Origin of the sequence: Bacillus sp. T33-2 (assembly GCF_002860205.1) — a bacterium.
Lineage (GTDB): Bacteria > Bacillota > Bacilli > Bacillales > Cytobacillaceae > T33-2.
In genome coordinates, this window is record NZ_PGVB01000053.1 from 1 (window position 1) to 15,835 (window position 15,835).

General features: G+C 44.3%; 16 protein-coding genes, 1 tRNA gene, 1 other RNA gene and 1 other annotated feature. Of the genes, 13 read left to right on the forward strand and 5 right to left on the reverse strand.

Annotated elements, in window-relative coordinates; translation table 11 throughout:
- Positions 1-74: 74 nt before the first annotated feature.
- Positions 75-1,028 carry a YaaC family protein gene (locus tag CVD19_RS23130; RefSeq protein WP_101585543.1) on the reverse strand — a complete coding sequence of 318 codons (954 nt, stop codon included), beginning with the start codon at positions 1,026-1,028 and terminating at the stop codon, positions 75-77.
- Between the two features lie 110 nt (positions 1,029-1,138).
- Between CVD19_RS23130 and guaB the strand changes: the two genes are divergently transcribed.
- The 6 genes from guaB (at position 1,139) to CVD19_RS23160 (ending at position 7,659) form a co-directional block, all read left to right on the forward strand.
- Positions 1,139-2,605, forward strand: a complete 1,467-nt coding sequence (guaB, locus tag CVD19_RS23135) for an IMP dehydrogenase (protein ID WP_101585544.1) — start codon at positions 1,139-1,141, stop codon at positions 2,603-2,605.
- Between the two features lie 215 nt (positions 2,606-2,820).
- Complete coding sequence (locus CVD19_RS23140; protein ID WP_101585545.1) at positions 2,821-4,149, forward strand: D-alanyl-D-alanine carboxypeptidase family protein; 1,329 nt, start codon at positions 2,821-2,823, stop codon at positions 4,147-4,149.
- 216 nt (positions 4,150-4,365) lie between these two features.
- Positions 4,366-5,250 (forward strand): pyridoxal 5'-phosphate synthase lyase subunit PdxS, encoded by an 885-nt coding sequence (gene pdxS, locus CVD19_RS23145; protein WP_180953764.1) that lies wholly within the window; start codon positions 4,366-4,368, stop codon positions 5,248-5,250.
- Between the two features lie 11 nt (positions 5,251-5,261).
- On the forward strand, positions 5,262-5,852 hold the full coding sequence (gene pdxT / locus CVD19_RS23150) for a pyridoxal 5'-phosphate synthase glutaminase subunit PdxT (protein WP_101585547.1): 591 nt from the start codon (positions 5,262-5,264) through the stop codon (positions 5,850-5,852).
- A gap of 57 nt (positions 5,853-5,909) precedes the next feature.
- Positions 5,910-6,128: a binding site (T-box leader), on the forward strand.
- A 55-nt stretch (positions 6,129-6,183) separates the two neighbouring features.
- A complete protein-coding gene (serS, locus tag CVD19_RS23155) occupies positions 6,184-7,467 on the forward strand; it encodes a serine--tRNA ligase (protein WP_101585548.1) in 1,284 nt (427 codons plus the stop codon).
- 99 nt (positions 7,468-7,566) lie between these two features.
- Positions 7,567-7,659 (forward strand) — tRNA-Ser (locus tag CVD19_RS23160).
- A 175-nt stretch (positions 7,660-7,834) separates the two neighbouring features.
- Here the strand turns inward: CVD19_RS23160 and CVD19_RS23165 are convergent.
- The 4 genes from CVD19_RS23165 to CVD19_RS23180 all read right to left on the reverse strand — a co-directional run bounded on the left by CVD19_RS23165 (position 7,835) and on the right by CVD19_RS23180 (position 11,239).
- On the reverse strand, positions 7,835-8,503 hold the full coding sequence (locus tag CVD19_RS23165; RefSeq protein ID WP_101585549.1) for a deoxynucleoside kinase: 669 nt from the start codon (positions 8,501-8,503) through the stop codon (positions 7,835-7,837).
- Positions 8,481-9,140, reverse strand: coding sequence for a deoxynucleoside kinase (locus tag CVD19_RS23170; RefSeq protein WP_101585550.1), 660 nt, complete (start codon positions 9,138-9,140; stop codon positions 8,481-8,483). Before CVD19_RS23170 ends, CVD19_RS23165 begins: the two co-directional genes overlap by 23 nt.
- A 192-nt stretch (positions 9,141-9,332) precedes the next feature.
- Positions 9,333-10,622 carry a LysM peptidoglycan-binding domain-containing protein gene (locus CVD19_RS23175; protein ID WP_101585551.1) on the reverse strand — a complete coding sequence of 430 codons (1,290 nt, stop codon included), beginning with the start codon at positions 10,620-10,622 and terminating at the stop codon, positions 9,333-9,335.
- A 68-nt stretch (positions 10,623-10,690) separates the two neighbouring features.
- On the reverse strand, positions 10,691-11,239 hold the full coding sequence (locus CVD19_RS23180) for an isochorismatase family cysteine hydrolase (RefSeq protein WP_257985267.1): 549 nt from the start codon (positions 11,237-11,239) through the stop codon (positions 10,691-10,693).
- 85 nt (positions 11,240-11,324) lie between these two features.
- Here CVD19_RS23180 and tadA point away from each other — a divergent pair, with 85 nt between their 5' ends.
- The 7 genes from tadA (at position 11,325) to CVD19_RS23215 (ending at position 15,590) form a co-directional block, all read left to right on the forward strand.
- The gene (tadA, locus tag CVD19_RS23185) at positions 11,325-11,819 is read left to right on the forward strand and encodes a tRNA adenosine(34) deaminase TadA (protein WP_101585552.1); all 495 of its coding nucleotides are present in this window, start codon (positions 11,325-11,327) and stop codon (positions 11,817-11,819) included.
- Between the two features lie 111 nt (positions 11,820-11,930).
- Positions 11,931-12,195, forward strand: an RNA gene (gene ffs, locus CVD19_RS23190) — signal recognition particle sRNA large type.
- Positions 12,196-12,362: 167 nt separating this feature from the next.
- Positions 12,363-14,048: a DNA polymerase III subunit gamma/tau gene (dnaX, locus tag CVD19_RS23195; protein WP_101585553.1), complete on the forward strand. Its 1,686-nt coding sequence runs from the start codon at positions 12,363-12,365 to the stop codon at positions 14,046-14,048.
- Positions 14,049-14,068: 20 nt separating this feature from the next.
- On the forward strand, positions 14,069-14,389 hold the full coding sequence (locus CVD19_RS23200; protein ID WP_101585554.1) for a YbaB/EbfC family nucleoid-associated protein: 321 nt from the start codon (positions 14,069-14,071) through the stop codon (positions 14,387-14,389).
- 15 nt (positions 14,390-14,404) lie between these two features.
- Positions 14,405-15,001, forward strand: a complete 597-nt coding sequence (gene recR / locus CVD19_RS23205) for a recombination mediator RecR (protein WP_101585555.1) — start codon at positions 14,405-14,407, stop codon at positions 14,999-15,001.
- Between the two features lie 20 nt (positions 15,002-15,021).
- Positions 15,022-15,246 (forward strand): YaaL family protein, encoded by a 225-nt coding sequence (locus CVD19_RS23210; RefSeq protein ID WP_101585556.1) that lies wholly within the window; start codon positions 15,022-15,024, stop codon positions 15,244-15,246.
- 80 nt (positions 15,247-15,326) lie between these two features.
- A complete protein-coding gene (locus tag CVD19_RS23215) occupies positions 15,327-15,590 on the forward strand; it encodes a pro-sigmaK processing inhibitor BofA family protein (RefSeq protein WP_101585558.1) in 264 nt (87 codons plus the stop codon).
- Positions 15,591-15,835 lie beyond the last annotated feature (245 nt).

A 15,835-nucleotide genomic window follows, 5' to 3' on the forward strand; every position in this document is an offset into this window, starting at 1 on the left:
CCTGTGAGAGTAGGACGCCGCCGGGCACACGAAAACAGCTGATTTTATGTCAGCTGTTTTTTTATTTACCTTGCTTATTTGTTCATCAAATATTCATAAATCAAATATGGTCCCTTGCTTAATGTAATATTTAAAAATGATTGAATAAATGGGTAGTCCTCATTAGGCATCATTTTTATAAGTTCACTCCACCATTCCGTTTCATAACGGGCGATCATGCTTAAGTTATAAAGAAGCAGATAATGAAGAAGCAATTCTGGAAAATCAAACAGCACATCCTTTGTTAAAGGAAATAAGTATTGTTTTTCATATAAATGAAACTTCAATGGAACAATACGTTCTGGCCCGGACTGTTCCAACTGGAATTTTATATAACCGTCTTCAGAAGGAAGGAATGAAGCATGAATCGGTGATTTTGACCGGTAAAACTCTTCAAACCTTGCTTTCGTCATATGGAAAGCATCCAGGACGTCTGTGTTCATAGTAAAACAGCCATTGGAATATGTAACAGCAGCAAATGTTTCTTTGCCTTTCATCTGCTTGAAAAGCTCCTTAAGTTCGGGTATATGCTGAAGCAGTTCGCCCATGGAAACTTTTTCACCTTCAAGTTGTTTCATGTGAAACATTTTTTCGGCCATTAAAGAAAAGAGCCCATTCTTTTGGATTTTTACTTCATCTTCAAAAAAGTGATATTGCTGTTTTTTCCTTTTCCTCGCCGAGACTCCATGGGCCAGTACAGAAGTAGTTTCAGGGTATTCTGGTTCGACTGTCAAAATACAGGCTTTTATGATATGGATCAGTCCGTAGAACATTAATATTGGCTGTATATGTATCGGTGAAGATGCGGCCTGTTCATAATAAATCTTTCCATGTTCAAGATAATATATAAAGGGGTAACAGTTCTCGAAGCTTTTTTGCTCCGGATGCGACAAGTTAATCTGTTGATAGCACTTTTTTAAAAACGCCTGGCTGTAGTCTGCCGAAAAAAACGCACAATAGCTGCTCCAGCCGTTATATTTGTACAGCATGGTACAACCTCCAAGTTATTAGAAAACTCAAACATATAGTTCGTTTCTTGACAGTATTTTGTCCAATTGATAACCTACAAATAATATTTTCTTGAAGGGGGTCAGTTACTATGTGGGAAAGTAAGTTTGCGAAGGAAGGCTTCACATTTGATGATGTGTTGTTAATTCCCTCAAAATCAGAGGTGCTTCCTCGTGATGTGAGCCTTAAAGTAGAGCTGTCTGAAAAGATCAAATTAAATATTCCTATCATCAGCGCAGGAATGGACACTGTTACAGAAGCGGAAATGGCCATAGCGATGGCGAGGCAGGGCGGCCTGGGGGTCATACATAAAAATATGACGATCGAACAGCAAGCTGAACAAGTGGATAAGGTAAAGCGTTCGGAGAGTGGTGTTATAACAGACCCATTTTTCTTAACACCGGACCACCAGGTATTTGACGCGGAACATCTGATGAGCAATTATCGCATCTCCGGAGTTCCAATCGTCAATAATAAAGAAGAGCAAAAGCTTGTCGGAATCATAACGAATCGGGATCTCCGCTTCATCCAGGACTACTCCATCGCCATTTCTGATGTAATGACAAAAGAGAATCTCGTCACTGCCCCTGTCGGTACAACACTTGCTGAGGCGGAAAAAATTCTTCAGAAATATAAAATAGAAAAACTCCCACTAGTAAATGAAGAAGGCATTTTAAAAGGGCTCATTACTATAAAAGACATTGAGAAAGTCATCGAGTTTCCAAACTCTTCGAAGGACCGCCACGGAAGGCTGCTTGCCGGGGCGGCAGTAGGGGTTACAAGTGATACGATGAAACGTGTGGAAATGCTGGTGAAGGCCAATGTCGATGCCATAGTTGTGGATACAGCGCACGGCCATTCAAAGGGTGTCATTGATACCGTTAAAGAACTACGGAAAGCCTATCCTGACCTCACGATCATCGCTGGCAATGTGGCAACTGCTGAAGCGACAAGGCACCTGATTGAAGCAGGTGCAGATATTGTCAAAGTAGGCATAGGCCCTGGCTCTATCTGTACGACCCGAGTGGTTGCGGGTGTAGGGGTACCGCAAATTACGGCGATTTATGATTGTGCAACCGAGGCAAAAAAGCACGGAAAAGCAATTATTGCGGATGGCGGCATCAAATATTCAGGTGATATTGTAAAGGCCCTGGCAGCAGGAGGGCATGCCGTAATGCTGGGAAGTTTGCTGGCAGGCGTATCAGAAAGCCCGGGAGAAACAGAAATCTTCCAGGGGCGCCGCTTTAAAGTGTATCGCGGCATGGGTTCAGTCGGAGCAATGGAAAAAGGTTCGAAAGACCGGTATTTCCAGGAGGACAACAAAAAGTTTGTCCCTGAAGGCATTGAAGGAAGGCTGCCTTATAAAGGCCCGCTTACGGACACCATTTACCAGCTTGTCGGCGGGATCCGGTCGGGAATGGGCTATTGTGGAACGAAAGATTTGCATGACTTAAGGGAAAATTCCCAATTCATACGAATGACAGGTGCCGGCTTGAGAGAGAGCCACCCTCATGATGTCCACATTACAAAGGAAGCCCCAAATTATTCTGCTACCTGAGAATAAGAAGCGGCTGCCTTCTACCAGGAAGACCGACTGGTCAAATAGACCTGCTTTTTAATCAGAATTTCCTTATTTTTCAATAGACAGAGTGACTATTCTCTGTCTATTTTTTTTGATTTTTTTATGTTAAACTTAACAGGTGCAAATTTTCACATGCCAAGCAAATAAATAACTTAATTGATTATGAGATAAAAAGTTGGAGGGAAATTGTTTTGAATCGTTTCAAACAGCTGTCAGTTCTTGTTGCGGCCGTTTTTGTATGTTTCGCAACTGTTTTACCGGGGTTTACACAACAAGCGGAAGCCGCTGAAGACCAGCTTGGCCTTAATGCTGAAGCTGCCATACTGATTCATGCTGAATCGGGTAAGGTTTTATATGAAAAGAATGCAGATGTAGTTTTAGGCGTGGCATCCATGTCTAAAATGATGACGGAATATTTGGTTCTTGAAGCAATCGCTCAAGGTAAGGTCAAATGGGACCAAAAGGTTAAAATCAATGAGTATGTGCATAAATTATCCGCTGCACCCGGGCTTTCTAATGTAGGCCTTACTCAGGGTGAGGATTATACGGTCAAAGAACTGTACCAGGCAATGGCGATTTTCTCCGGGAATGCTGCAACTGTAGCTCTGGCAGAAGTTGTGTCTGGCACAGAGAAAAATTTCGTCGAACTTATGAATAAAAAAGCCGCGGAGCTCGGCTTAAAAGATTTTAAATTTGTAAATTCATCAGGGTTAAACAATAGCAGCCTGCTTGGAAATCCTCCTGCGGGTGCGGAAAATGAAGAAAATGTGATGTCGGCCCGTGCCACAGCAAAATTGGCGTACCATTTGTTAAACGATTATCCTGAAGTATTGAAAACAGCAAGCATGCCGGAGTTAAATTTTAAAGATGGCCGTGTGTACAAAAATTTCAACTACATGCTTCCTGGATTAGTCTTTGAATACAATGGTGTGGATGGTTTGAAAACCGGATCAACAGATTTTGCTGGCTATTGCTTTACCGCAACAGCAAAAAAAGATGACCAGCGCCTTATTTCCGTTGTCATGAAAACCAGTTCAAAAGATGAACGGTTTGCAGAGACAGAAAAAATCCTGAACTACGGCTTCAATAATTTTTCAAAAGAGGAAATTGTGAAGAAGAATTACCAGGAAAAGAGCCAGAAGTCTCTTCCAGTGGTAAAAGGGAAGGAAGACAAGGTGAAAATCCATTCAAAAGATGCGATTTCATCGGTAATAAAGAATGGCGAGAAAGATCAATACAAACCCGTGCTTGTCCTCGATAAAAAGAAATTAAACAAAGACGGCGAACTGACAGCCCCAATTAAAAAAGGGGAAAAAGTAGGCTACTTGAAACTGGAGCCAAAGAACGGGCAATCCATCAGTTATTTAACTGAGGAAGGCCAGAGGAGTATCCAGGCGGATGTAGTCGCAGCTGAGAGCATTGAAAAAGCGAACTGGTTCGTATTGATGATGCGGGGAGTCGGCGGATTCTTCGGTGACGTTTTTGGCAGCGCCGCCTCAGCCGTCAAAGGTTTATTTTAACAGCATAATTTTTTGACAGAGCCTTGCCATTGCTGGCAAACTCCTGTACTTCTGTTTTTTGGATTGGTTTCCTGTATTGACAGGAAGCCTTTTTTGTTGTTTGATTTCAATAAGGAAAAAATAATTCCGAGTGAATTAGTCATGTTTCCTAATAATTACAGCAATAAGCAGTATACTATTAGCATCAAATAAACAGCAGAGGATCAAGGGGGAAAAATCATGAAAACTGGAACAGATCGTGTCAAGCGCGGCATGGCCGAAATGCAAAAAGGCGGCGTAATCATGGATGTCGTGAATGCCGAACAGGCAAAGATTGCGGAAGAGGCCGGTGCTGTTGCTGTAATGGCATTAGAACGAGTCCCATCTGATATCCGGGCAGCAGGCGGAGTGGCCAGAATGGCCGACCCTCGTATCGTGGAAGAGGTAATGAACGCTGTTACAATCCCGGTTATGGCGAAAGCAAGAATCGGCCATATTGTTGAAGCAAGAGTATTGGAAGCGATGGGTGTGGACTATATCGACGAAAGTGAAGTTTTAACACCTGCCGACGAGGAATTCCATTTAAATAAACGGGAATATACTGTACCGTTCGTGTGCGGCTGCCGGGACCTTGGAGAGGCTGCAAGGAGGATTGGTGAGGGCGCTTCAATGCTGCGGACGAAGGGTGAGCCTGGAACAGGCAACATTGTAGAAGCTGTCCGCCATATGCGGAAAGTGAATGCCCAGGTCCGCAAAGTTGTTGGAATGGATACCGACGAATTAATGACAGAAGCCAAGCTTCTTGGAGCCCCTTACGAATTGCTTCTGGAAATCAAGGAACTGGGCCGTCTTCCGGTTGTCAACTTTGCTGCTGGAGGCGTCGCCACTCCTGCTGACGCAGCCTTAATGATGCAGCTTGGGGCTGACGGTGTATTCGTTGGTTCAGGTATTTTTAAATCAGACAACCCGGCGAAATTCGCACGTGCTATCGTGGAAGCAACCACCCATTACCAGGATTATGAACTGATTGCGAACATTTCAAAAGGTTTGGGCGTTGCGATGAAGGGCCTCGAAATTTCATCACTCGCACCTGAAGCACGCATGCAGGATCGTGGCTGGTAAGGAGCAAAAGAATGGTAAAAATCGGAGTACTTGGCTTGCAGGGAGCAGTAAGGGAGCATGTCTGGGCCCTGGAAGCCAACGATGCAGAAGCCGTGGTCGTAAAACACCTGGAACAGCTTGAAGAGGTCGACGGGTTGGTAATTCCGGGTGGAGAAAGCACTACAATGCGGCGTTTGATTGATAAATATGCATTTATGGACGGTCTGAAGAAGTTTGCTGAGTCCGGGAAACCGATGTTTGGGACTTGTGCGGGGTTAATATTGCTTGCTGATAAGATCGTCGGGTACAATCAGCCGCACATAGGAGCAATGAATGTTACGGTGGAACGAAATTCTTTTGGCCGCCAGCGGGAAAGCTTTGAAGCCGAGCTGGACATTGCCGGAGTTGCGAAAGACTTTGCAGCTGTGTTCATCCGCGCGCCACATATTGTCGAAGCTGGGGAGAATGTTGAAATTTTGGCCAAGCATGGTGACAGGATCGTGGCAGCCCGTGAAGGACAATTCCTTGGCTGCTCATTTCATCCGGAATTGACGGATGACCACAGGCTGACAGGCTACTTTGTCCAAATGGTCAAAGAGGCGAAGGAGAAATTAACTGTATAATTTGGTTGCAAACACCCGATAATTATAGTAAATTATGTATTAATCAAAATTGATATTGTAAAAGCAATGAGAGGAAGCAGTAGCTTGATTTCATTTTTTAGAGAGCCGGTGGCAGGTGGGAACCGGTAAATGGAACCTGTGAATCCGTCCTCGAGCAAAGTATGGAAAGCCGTTCGAAGGGCGGCAAATACTTTCGGCTTAAGCCGTTATCTATTTAAGCGGAAGGCAATGATGCCTTCAAGCAGGGTGGCAACGCGGGTAACTCTCGTCCCTTTTTAGGGGACGGGAGTTTTTTGTTTTTACAATGAAAAAGACAAAAGGAGGAATCATGATGCTGGATTTAAAATATTTAAGGGCGAATTTTGAGCAGGTAAAGAAACAGCTTGTGCACCGGGGGGAAGACTTGACCGATTTTGGCAAGTTTGAAGAACTGGATGCAAGGCGCCGTGACCTGATTGTTGAAAGTGAGCAATTAAAGAGCAAGCGCAACGAGGTTTCCCAGCAAATTGCTGCATTAAAAAGGGAAAAACAGGATGCTGACCATTTGATCAAAGAGATGCGTACGGTCGGTGACAAAGTGAAAGAACTTGATGAGGAGCTTCGCGTGGTCGAAGAAACACTGGAAAATCTTCTTTTAAGCATTCCGAACATTCCGCACGAGAGCGTCCCGGTAGGGGACTCTGAGGATGATAACATCGAAATCCGCAAATGGGGTGACGTTCCCGAATTTGACTTTGAAGCTAAACCCCATTGGGATATTGCAACTGACCTGGATATTGTCGATTTCGAGCGTGCTGGCAAGGTTACCGGCAGCCGCTTTGTCTTCTATAAGGGCCTTGGCGCACGGCTTGAGCGCGCATTGATGAGCTTCATGCTTGACCTTCATACAGAAGAGCACGGCTATCAGGAAGTCCTTCCCCCTTATATGGTGAACAGGACGAGCATGACAGGGACTGGGCAGCTGCCAAAATTTGAAGAAGATGCTTTCCGGATCGAAAGTGAAGACTATTTCTTGATCCCGACGGCTGAAGTTCCTGTCACAAACCTCCACCGGGACGAAATATTAAACGGTGACCAGCTCCCGATCAATTATGCCGCATACAGCGCCTGCTTCCGTTCTGAAGCCGGTTCTGCAGGGCGGGATACACGTGGCTTGATCCGGCAGCACCAGTTCAATAAAGTTGAATTAGTTAAGTTCGTGAAGCCCGAAGATTCCTATGATGAACTGGAAAAACTCACAGGGCATGCTGAAAAGGTCCTGCAGCTGCTCGGCCTTCCATACCGTGTATTAAGCATGTGTACAGCTGATTTAGGGTTTACGGCGGCAAAAAAATACGATATTGAAGTGTGGCTGCCAAGCTACAGCACGTACCGGGAAATTTCATCTTGCAGCAATTTTGAAGGGTTCCAGGCCCGCCGCGCCAACATCCGGTTCCGCCGCGACCCTAAAGCAAAGCCTGAGCATGTCCATACACTTAATGGTTCCGGACTGGCAATTGGAAGGACGGTTGCAGCCATTCTTGAAAACTACCAGCAAAAGGACGGCACTGTCCTGATTCCAGAAGCATTGCTTCCGTACATGGGCAATCGCGAATATATCAAACCGGTCAAATAAATTCATTTTTTTTGCGGGCGGTATCTCACCGCCCGGAAAAATTCAAATTTACGGGTTGACCAGTGAAAAGATATATGTTATATTATTTTTTGTCGATACGGAGGAATACCCAAGTCCGGCTGAAGGGATCGGTCTTGAAAACCGACAGGCGGGTTACACCGCGCGGGGGTTCGAATCCCTCTTCCTCCGCCATTATTGAACTTAAACATTAGCGCATAAAACAATTTGGAGATTGTTTAAGGAAATCCGTTACTGCTGTAGCGGATTTTTTTTATCATAAAAAAAACCGAGATTAGATGAAAGAAAAGACCCGTATCACCTTGGAGAGTGGTACGGGTCTTTTCTTCTGGCTGATTAAGTGTACATCCTATTTTTTAAGAAGCTGGGTCTGGCGGATAAATGAAGCGATCCTTTCAACGATCGATTCAATGGAAGTTTCGTTGTCAACAATGTCGTAGTCGTTAATATTGAGGCGAAGCACAGGGCAAGCGTTGAATGTATTGATCCAGTTTTCATAACGTTCATGCATTTCCTCCCAATAGGCGATCGGTGTCTGCTGTTCCATCGGACGGCCCCTTAACTTGATACGGTCGACGATATCATCGATAGATCCTTCCAGGTAGATGAGCAGGTCAGGGTGCGGGAAATACGGCGTCATGACCATTGCTTCGAAAAGGCTTTTATAGGTTTCGTAATCAACAGGTGACATTGTTCCTTTTTCGTAATGCATTTTCGCAAAAATCCCGGTGTCTTCATAAATTGAACGGTCCTGAATAAAACCGCCGCCATATTCAAAAATCCTTTTTTGTTCTTTAAACCGTTCGGCAAGAAAATAAATTTGCAAATGGAAGCTCCAGCGGTCAAAATCTGCGTAAAACTTATCGAGATAAGGGTTCGTATCGACTTTTTCAAAGGAGGTCCGGAAATTCAATGCCTTGGCGAGCGCATTTGTCATAGTTGATTTGCCGACTCCAACCGTTCCGGCGATGGTGATTACCGCGTTTGCAGGTATATCATATTTTTCTCGAAGATTCATGGTTGTACGCTCCTTTTTTAAGAGATGATGACAGCTGTTCAATAATATATTGCAGGTCAGCTTCACTATTGACAAAATCGATGTCGTCTCCCGAGAAACGCAAAACCGGAATTTCAGGATGTTGTGTTTCAAAGTGCATCATCGCTTCTTCATAAGCAATTGATAATTGCTCTAAATAGAGAGGGCTGATGTTTTTCTCAATTTCCCGCCCCCGCAGCTTAATTCTTTTTAACAATGTGTCGAGGCTTGCATTAAGATAAATGATCACATTAGGCTTTGGCATGTCATCTGTCAATATTTGATAGATGTCATAATATTTCTTGTATTCCTTATGATTTAATGTCCGCTGGGCGAAAATCAGGTTTTTAAAGATATGGTAATCAGCGACAACCGGCAGATTCTTGCTGATATAGTGTTCATTAATATCTCCAAGCTGTTTATATCGATTACAGAGGAAAAACATCTCTGTTTGAAAACTCCACTCTTCTATGTTCTCATAAAATTTCCCAAGAAACGGATTTTCATCGACAATTTCTTTTAAAAGAGCAAATCCAAACTGCTCGGAAATAGCTTTGGCAAGCGATGTTTTCCCAACGCCAATTGGTCCTTCCACCGTAATAAAAGGTGTCCCCCCCACAGCATATCCTCCTTCTCTATCTAGCTGTATGCATTTTACATTTATGTAATCATAAATAGCACAAAAATCATTTTAACACACTACGGGGTGTAAAGGATATGGAATATTGGAGGGTAAAAATAAGGAAAACAGCTGGACCGATTGGGCAGCTGTTTTCATGTATCAAAGCATAGTTTGAAAAGGCGTATATGTTTAGGTTTCCCTTTTGGTGACATTAAAGTTTTCCGTAATCAGGAGCCAGTTTTGCGGGAAGGCCAGCCCCAGTTTCCAGTAACTCATGCCTCTGAGGTTCAGTTCCTTGACTAAGTCGAATTTCGCCTGGATGGAACGGGCATCTTCAAACCAAACCACATGCCGCCTGCCATTATCATCGGTATAATTAAAGAACGGCGCCTGGGCCCTTGTATCATACTGGATGGGAACATCGTACCTGGCGGCTATCTGTATCGCCTGCTGCGGGCTGACCGCCCTTGCGACGGTGCCCGGCCTGTAAGGAAGGGTCCAGTCATATCCGTAAAGATTCTGGCCCATCATGATTTTTGAAGGGGCCATTTCTGTTACCGCGTATTCAAGCACATCCCGAACCGGCCCGATCGGTGACACGGCCATGGGGGGCCCGCCGCTGTAACCCCATTCATAGGTCATGATCACCACAAAATCGACGATTTCACCATGTGCCCGGTAATCATGGGCTTCATACCAGCGCCCAGGCTGGTCAGCTCGTGTCTTAGGGGCGAGGGCTGTCGAAATCAACCAGCCTTCCTGCCTGAACCGGTCTCTTGCTTTCCTGAGGAAGCGGTTATAGGCTTCCCTGTCCTCAGGCCGCAAATATTCGAAATCAAAGTGTATGTCACGGAAACCATGCCTTCGCGCTGCCGCTACAATATTATTTAAAAAGCGGTCCTGGATGGCAATATCATTTAATAGAATACGTCCAAGTTCATCGCTGAACTGGTCTTCTTCCTGATTAGTGATAACCATCATCAAGACGTTTCTGTTTGCGCGGGCAATCGCGGGAAATTCATTCAATAGCGGTTCCCTCAATGTGCCATCCCGTCTTGCCTGGAAGCTGAAGGGTGCCAGATAGGTGAGATAAGGAGCCGCTTCTCTGGCACTTTGCTCAAGTGCCGGGGCAACGGCCGTGCCTCTTGGTTCAACATAGGCATTAAATTCGGCATTTCTTTTCGGCCGAGGCGGGATATAAAGGCGAAAACCAACCTGCAGCTGTTGATTTACAGAAATGCCGTTAATTCTTGCAAGTTCCTCGGGGGTAGTGCCAAACCTCCTCGCAATTGACCAAAGACTGTCGCCCGGTTGCACCCAATAAAAGCTGCCGACGATAGGGATGACCAGTGTCTGGCCTACGACAAGGTCATTTGGATTGGGGACATCGTTCGCATCAACAATCTCAGCCACTGTCGTACCATATGCCTGGGCAATTTGTGTAAGCGTCTCATTCCTTCTCACCACATGGATTTGCATTTTCTTCCCTCCCTAAGCAAATAAACGCTACAACCATTGTATGAAGGAATGAAACGGTACATGAATTATTAGATGAATTTTTGTTCGGAGGATGGTTTTGTATTTGCTTTTAACGTATCACGCATCATTTTGAGGGTATATTGATTATCCTGTTCATGATTGGAAGCAATACAATTTTCTGGAACAATCAATTGATACTCCCTCATATAAGCATCATTGGCTGTAAATAGCACACAAATATTGCCTGCAACTCCTGTGATCACAACGGTGTCCACTTTAAGCTGCTGAAGCAGGGTGTCCAATGCAGTGCCGTAAAATGCAGAATGCTTTGGTTTAATCAGGAAATAATCCTTTTCGGTTGGTGCAAGTTTGTCAATAATCTGTTCACTTTTTTCATTTCGGCAATAATCCATTATTTTTTCGAAATCTGCCTGCCATAGATTATAATGGTCATTAATGTAGATAACCGGTAAGCCGTGTTTGTTGAATAAATTTTTTATATCCAGAATAGGGCCAGTGATTTCCTTTGCTCTTTTTGAAAGCAAATCACCGTGTTCAAAATCAAAGTTATTTATCATATCAACGATTAATAGTGCAACATTTTTAGACTGAGTCAATTTGTATCTCTCCTTTCCCTTTTTTTAGACCGGAAGGGGATTCTCAAAACATTTTGTTGGTGACAAAAGCAAGGGAGGTGGCAAAATGGATATCCAATGCGACTTGGATGAATTTTATATGAAACAGGCCATCAGCGAAGCGAGAAAAGCCTGCGAAATAGGTGAAGTTCCAATTGGAACGGTCATTGTATTAAATGGTGAAGTCATTTCACGGGGGCATAACTTAAGGGAAACAAAGCAGAGCTCAGTCGCCCATGCAGAAATTCTCGCAATTGAAAAAGCATGTGAGCAACTAGGGACGTGGAGGCTTGAAAATGCAGTCTTATATGTGACGCTTGAACCTTGCCCAATGTGTGCAGGCGCTATCATGCTGTCACGTATCAGCCGTGTTGTTTATGGGGCAAAGGATCCAAAAGGAGGCTGTGCCGGCACGTTCATGAATCTGCTCCAGGATGAACGGTTTAACCATCAAAGCGAGGTAATATCGGGAGTCCTTGAAGAGGAATGTGGAGAAATGCTTTCTGATTTTTTTCGTCAGTTAAGGGAAAGAAAAAAACAGGAAAAACATGACCGCAAATAAAACAGGTTGATTATACAGGAATTGACAGTGAATAAGCATTGATTTTTATCAAGAAAATTAGTATACTGATATAAGCGTCGAATAGGCGCTTAAAATCAGGTTTCAATTTTGCCGTGCTAGGCGGGGAGGTAGCGGTGCCCTGTACTCGCAATCCGCTCCAGCGGGGCTGAATCCCTTCCTGAGGCTGATCTACTGTAGGGCCTGCCTCAAGTAAGTGGTGTTGACGTCCGGGTCCTGCGCAATGGGAATCCATGAACCATGTCAGGTCCGGAAGGAAGCAGCATTAAGTGGACCATCTCATGTGCCGCAGGGTTGCCTGGGCCGAGCTAACTGCTTGAGTAACGCTTATGGTGGTCAGTCGAAGGAAGGTGCGCGGCAGTTAAATATGCTAACCCAAACTCATCCCGAAATATCGGGGTGGGTTTTTTATTGTTTAGGTTTTACACGGGTGTCAGCCTCCGTATTTCTTTAATTACACTTTGTAAAAATAAAAATATTTAAGTTATAATAGGGAAGATAAATAAATGGAAGGGGGCGGTGTCTTTGGCTTATCAGGCGTTATATCGTGTATGGCGTCCACAGCAGTTTTTGGATGTGGTCGGCCAGGAACACGTCACAACGACACTGCAGAATGCCCTGCTTCAACAAAAGATTTCACATGCATATCTTTTTTCAGGCCCGCGGGGTACAGGCAAAACAAGTGCGGCGAAAATCTTAGCCAAGGCGGTTAACTGTGAAAAAGCTCCTGTGGCCGAGCCATGCAATGAATGTGCAGCATGCAGAGGAATTACAGATGGATCGATTCCAGATGTGATTGAAATTGATGCTGCCTCCAATAACGGCGTGGAGGAAATAAGGGATATCCGGGACAAGGTAAAGTATGCTCCGAGTGCCACCAAGTACAAGGTTTATATTGTAGACGAGGTGCATATGCTTTCAATTGGCGCATTCAATGCGCTGTTAAAAACGCTCGAGGAGCCGCCAAGGCATGTAATGTTTATCCTTGCGACGACCGAACCACACAAAATCCCATTAACGATCATCTCAAGATGCCAGCGTTTTGACTTTAAGCGAATAACAGCCCAGTCAATCGTGGGCAGGATGAAATTAATTATTGATGAAACGGGAATCAAGTGTGATGAAAAAGCTCTCCATATTATTGCCAGGGCTGCAGAAGGTGGAATGAGGGACGCGCTGAGCTTGCTTGACCAGGCCATTTCATTTAGCGGAGAAACTGTTGCGGTCGAAGATGCATTGACTGTAACTGGGTCAGTATCACAAAATTTCCTTAATCGATTAGCCAGGGCAATACAACAGAAAAATGCAGCAACTGCATTAGAAGCCCTTGATGAGCTGCTGTTCCTGGGGAAAGACCCATCAAGGTTCATAGAAGACTTTATTTATTTTTATCGGGATATGTTGCTTTATAAATCCGCACCTAATCTTGAAGAATCACTGGACAGGGTCATGCTTGATGAAGAATTCAAGCAGTTATCAGAAGAGATTGACAATGGCCAAATATATGAATTAATTGAAGAACTGAACAGGGCCCAGCAGGATATGCGCTGGACCAATCACCCGAGAATATTCCTGGAAGTGGCGATTGTCAAGCTGTGCCAGTCTGAACAGCAAATGAAGAGCCTGCCAGAAATCGAGCCTCTTTTGAACAGGATCCAGCAGCTGGAAGAAAAATTAGGACAGTTGCAAACAAATGCGGCCGGATTTTCAGCCAATTCAGACATGCCGGTGCAGAAGAAACCTCAAAAAGCCAGCAGGAAAGGGTTTCAGGCACCTGCAGGCAAAATCACCGAAGTATTAAAGCAGGCAACCAAACAGGATCTCCAAGCCATTAAGGGTCGTTGGGGAGAAATTCGCGATATGCTTGTGAGCAAACAAATGCGATCACAAGCGGCATTATTAAATGAGGCTGAACCGGTGGCAGCGTCCGGCGAAGCACTAGTCATTAAATTTAAATACGAGATTCACTGCCAAATGGCCATGGAAAACGCCAGATTTGTTGAAACCATCATCAGCAGCCTGCAGAATCTAACAGGAAAAAGGATGCAGGTCATCGGCGCACCTGAAGACCAGTGGCTTAAAATTAGAGAAGGTTTTATCAGCATCCAGCGCAATGAACATCCAGCGGATGGCAACAGCCAGGAGGAAGAACCGATTATTGCGGAGGCAAAAAAACTTTTTGGTGCTGATTTAATAGAAATTCAAGACTAAAACGTGGAGGTAGTTAGATTATGCGTGGAATGGGTAATATGCAAAATATGATGAAACAAATGCAAAAAATGCAGAAACAGATGCAGCAGGCACAAGAAGATTTAGGAGAACAAAAGCTGGAAGGCACCGCCGGTGGAGGCATGGTGACCGTGGTTGTTACCGGACATAAGGAAATAGTTGAAGTGAACATTAAACAGGAAGTTGTTGACCCAGACGATGTCGAAATGCTGCAGGATCTTGTTCTGGCCGCTACCAACGACGCTTTGAAGAAAGCAGATGAGCTTACCAATAAAACTATGGGGCAATTCACAAAGGGGATGAACCTTCCGGGAATGTTCTAGGGGGAATAAAACAAAATGCATTATCCTGAACCAATATCAAAGCTGATTGACAGCTTTATGAAATTGCCAGGTATCGGCCCTAAAACGGCTGCGCGTCTGGCATTTTTTGTATTAAGCATGAAAGAGGACAGTGTGCTGGATTTCGCAAAAGCCCTCGTGAACGCTAAACGCAATTTAACGTATTGCTCAGTTTGCGGCCATATCACTGACCAGGATCCGTGCTATATTTGTGAAGACCAGCGCAGGGACAGAACCGTTGTTTGTGTTGTCCAGGATCCAAAGGATGTCATCGCGATGGAGAAAATGAAGGAATACAATGGCCTGTACCACGTTCTGCATGGAGCGATATCACCTATGGATGGCATAGGCCCGGAGGATATCAATATCCCGGATCTGTTGAAAAGGCTTCAGGACGAAACCGTGCAGGAAGTAATCCTTGCGACGAACCCTAATATTGAGGGTGAAGCAACCGCGATGTATATATCCAGATTACTGAAACCATCCGGCATACGCACTACAAGGATCGCCCATGGATTGCCGGTGGGCGGAGATCTGGAATATGCTGATGAAGTCACATTATCAAAGGCTTTAGAGGGCCGCAGGGAAGTATAACTGCAACTGGAGGAGCAAAGATGTTATTTCGTAAAAAAGGGTGGCTTAGAAAAGAATTCGACCAAAAACTATTGGCTCAATTAAATGAATTAAAAGCCCGCTGGAATAATCAAAAATCCCTGGTTGAAAAAAGCTTCGATCCGTCAGAAGAATTTATGTGCGAGGCAAAAATGGCTGAAGCAAAATATTTTTTTCTGTTTAAAGAAGCTAAAGCAAGGCATATCTCAATGAAAATTAAAGGATAACCCTCCGCTCACAGAAGGTCTTTTTTTGATACTTGTACATATATTATTAGTACAAGTCAGTGGCGGGAGGGGGATCAGGACTGGAACCGATTGTTGTTATTGCAATTTTAGGCGGTTCGATATTATTGCTCCTGTTATTGGGGGCGCCGGTGAAGCCCCTTCGTTTCGCAGGGCAGGGCATCATCAAACTGCTGATTGGTGCGCTGTTTTTGTTTTTTTTAAATGCTTTTGGAAACAGTTCAGGCATTCATGTGCCAATCAATATTGCAACCTCTGCTGTTTCAGGTTTTTTGGGCATTCCGGGCTTGGTGGCACTGGTCGCCATCCAAACATGGATATTGTAGCAGCTGCCACTGATTTATCAGTGGCAATTTTCTTTTTTAAAAAAATATTGACCTGTGTAGCACTACATGTTAATATATTTTTTGTCGCTGTTATTCAGCAACAAACCAAACAAAAAAGTTGTTGACGAAAACGTGACAACGTGATATATTAATAAAGTCGCCTATGAGCGGCAAAGAAAAGATTGCTCTTTGAAAACTAAACAAACAAGCGTCAACAAACAATAATCATCATGTTTCTTCTATAT

Coding starts and splice junctions, on each gene's coding strand:
- CVD19_RS23210 (WP_101585556.1), top strand. CDS start 15,022: ATGTTATTTCGTAAAAAAGGGTGGCTTAGAAAAGAATTCGACCAAAAA.
- serS (WP_101585548.1), top strand. CDS start 6,184: ATGCTGGATTTAAAATATTTAAGGGCGAATTTTGAGCAGGTAAAGAAA.
- guaB (WP_101585544.1), top strand. CDS start 1,139: ATGTGGGAAAGTAAGTTTGCGAAGGAAGGCTTCACATTTGATGATGTG.
- pdxT (WP_101585547.1), top strand. CDS start 5,262: ATGGTAAAAATCGGAGTACTTGGCTTGCAGGGAGCAGTAAGGGAGCAT.
- CVD19_RS23165 (WP_101585549.1), bottom strand. CDS start 8,503: ATGAATCTTCGAGAAAAATATGATATACCTGCAAACGCGGTAATCACC.
- CVD19_RS23175 (WP_101585551.1), bottom strand. CDS start 10,622: ATGCAAATCCATGTGGTGAGAAGGAATGAGACGCTTACACAAATTGCC.
- CVD19_RS23200 (WP_101585554.1), top strand. CDS start 14,069: ATGCGTGGAATGGGTAATATGCAAAATATGATGAAACAAATGCAAAAA.
- recR (WP_101585555.1), top strand. CDS start 14,405: ATGCATTATCCTGAACCAATATCAAAGCTGATTGACAGCTTTATGAAA.
- CVD19_RS23130 (WP_101585543.1), bottom strand. CDS start 1,028: ATGCTGTACAAATATAACGGCTGGAGCAGCTATTGTGCGTTTTTTTCG.
- tadA (WP_101585552.1), top strand. CDS start 11,325: ATGGATATCCAATGCGACTTGGATGAATTTTATATGAAACAGGCCATC.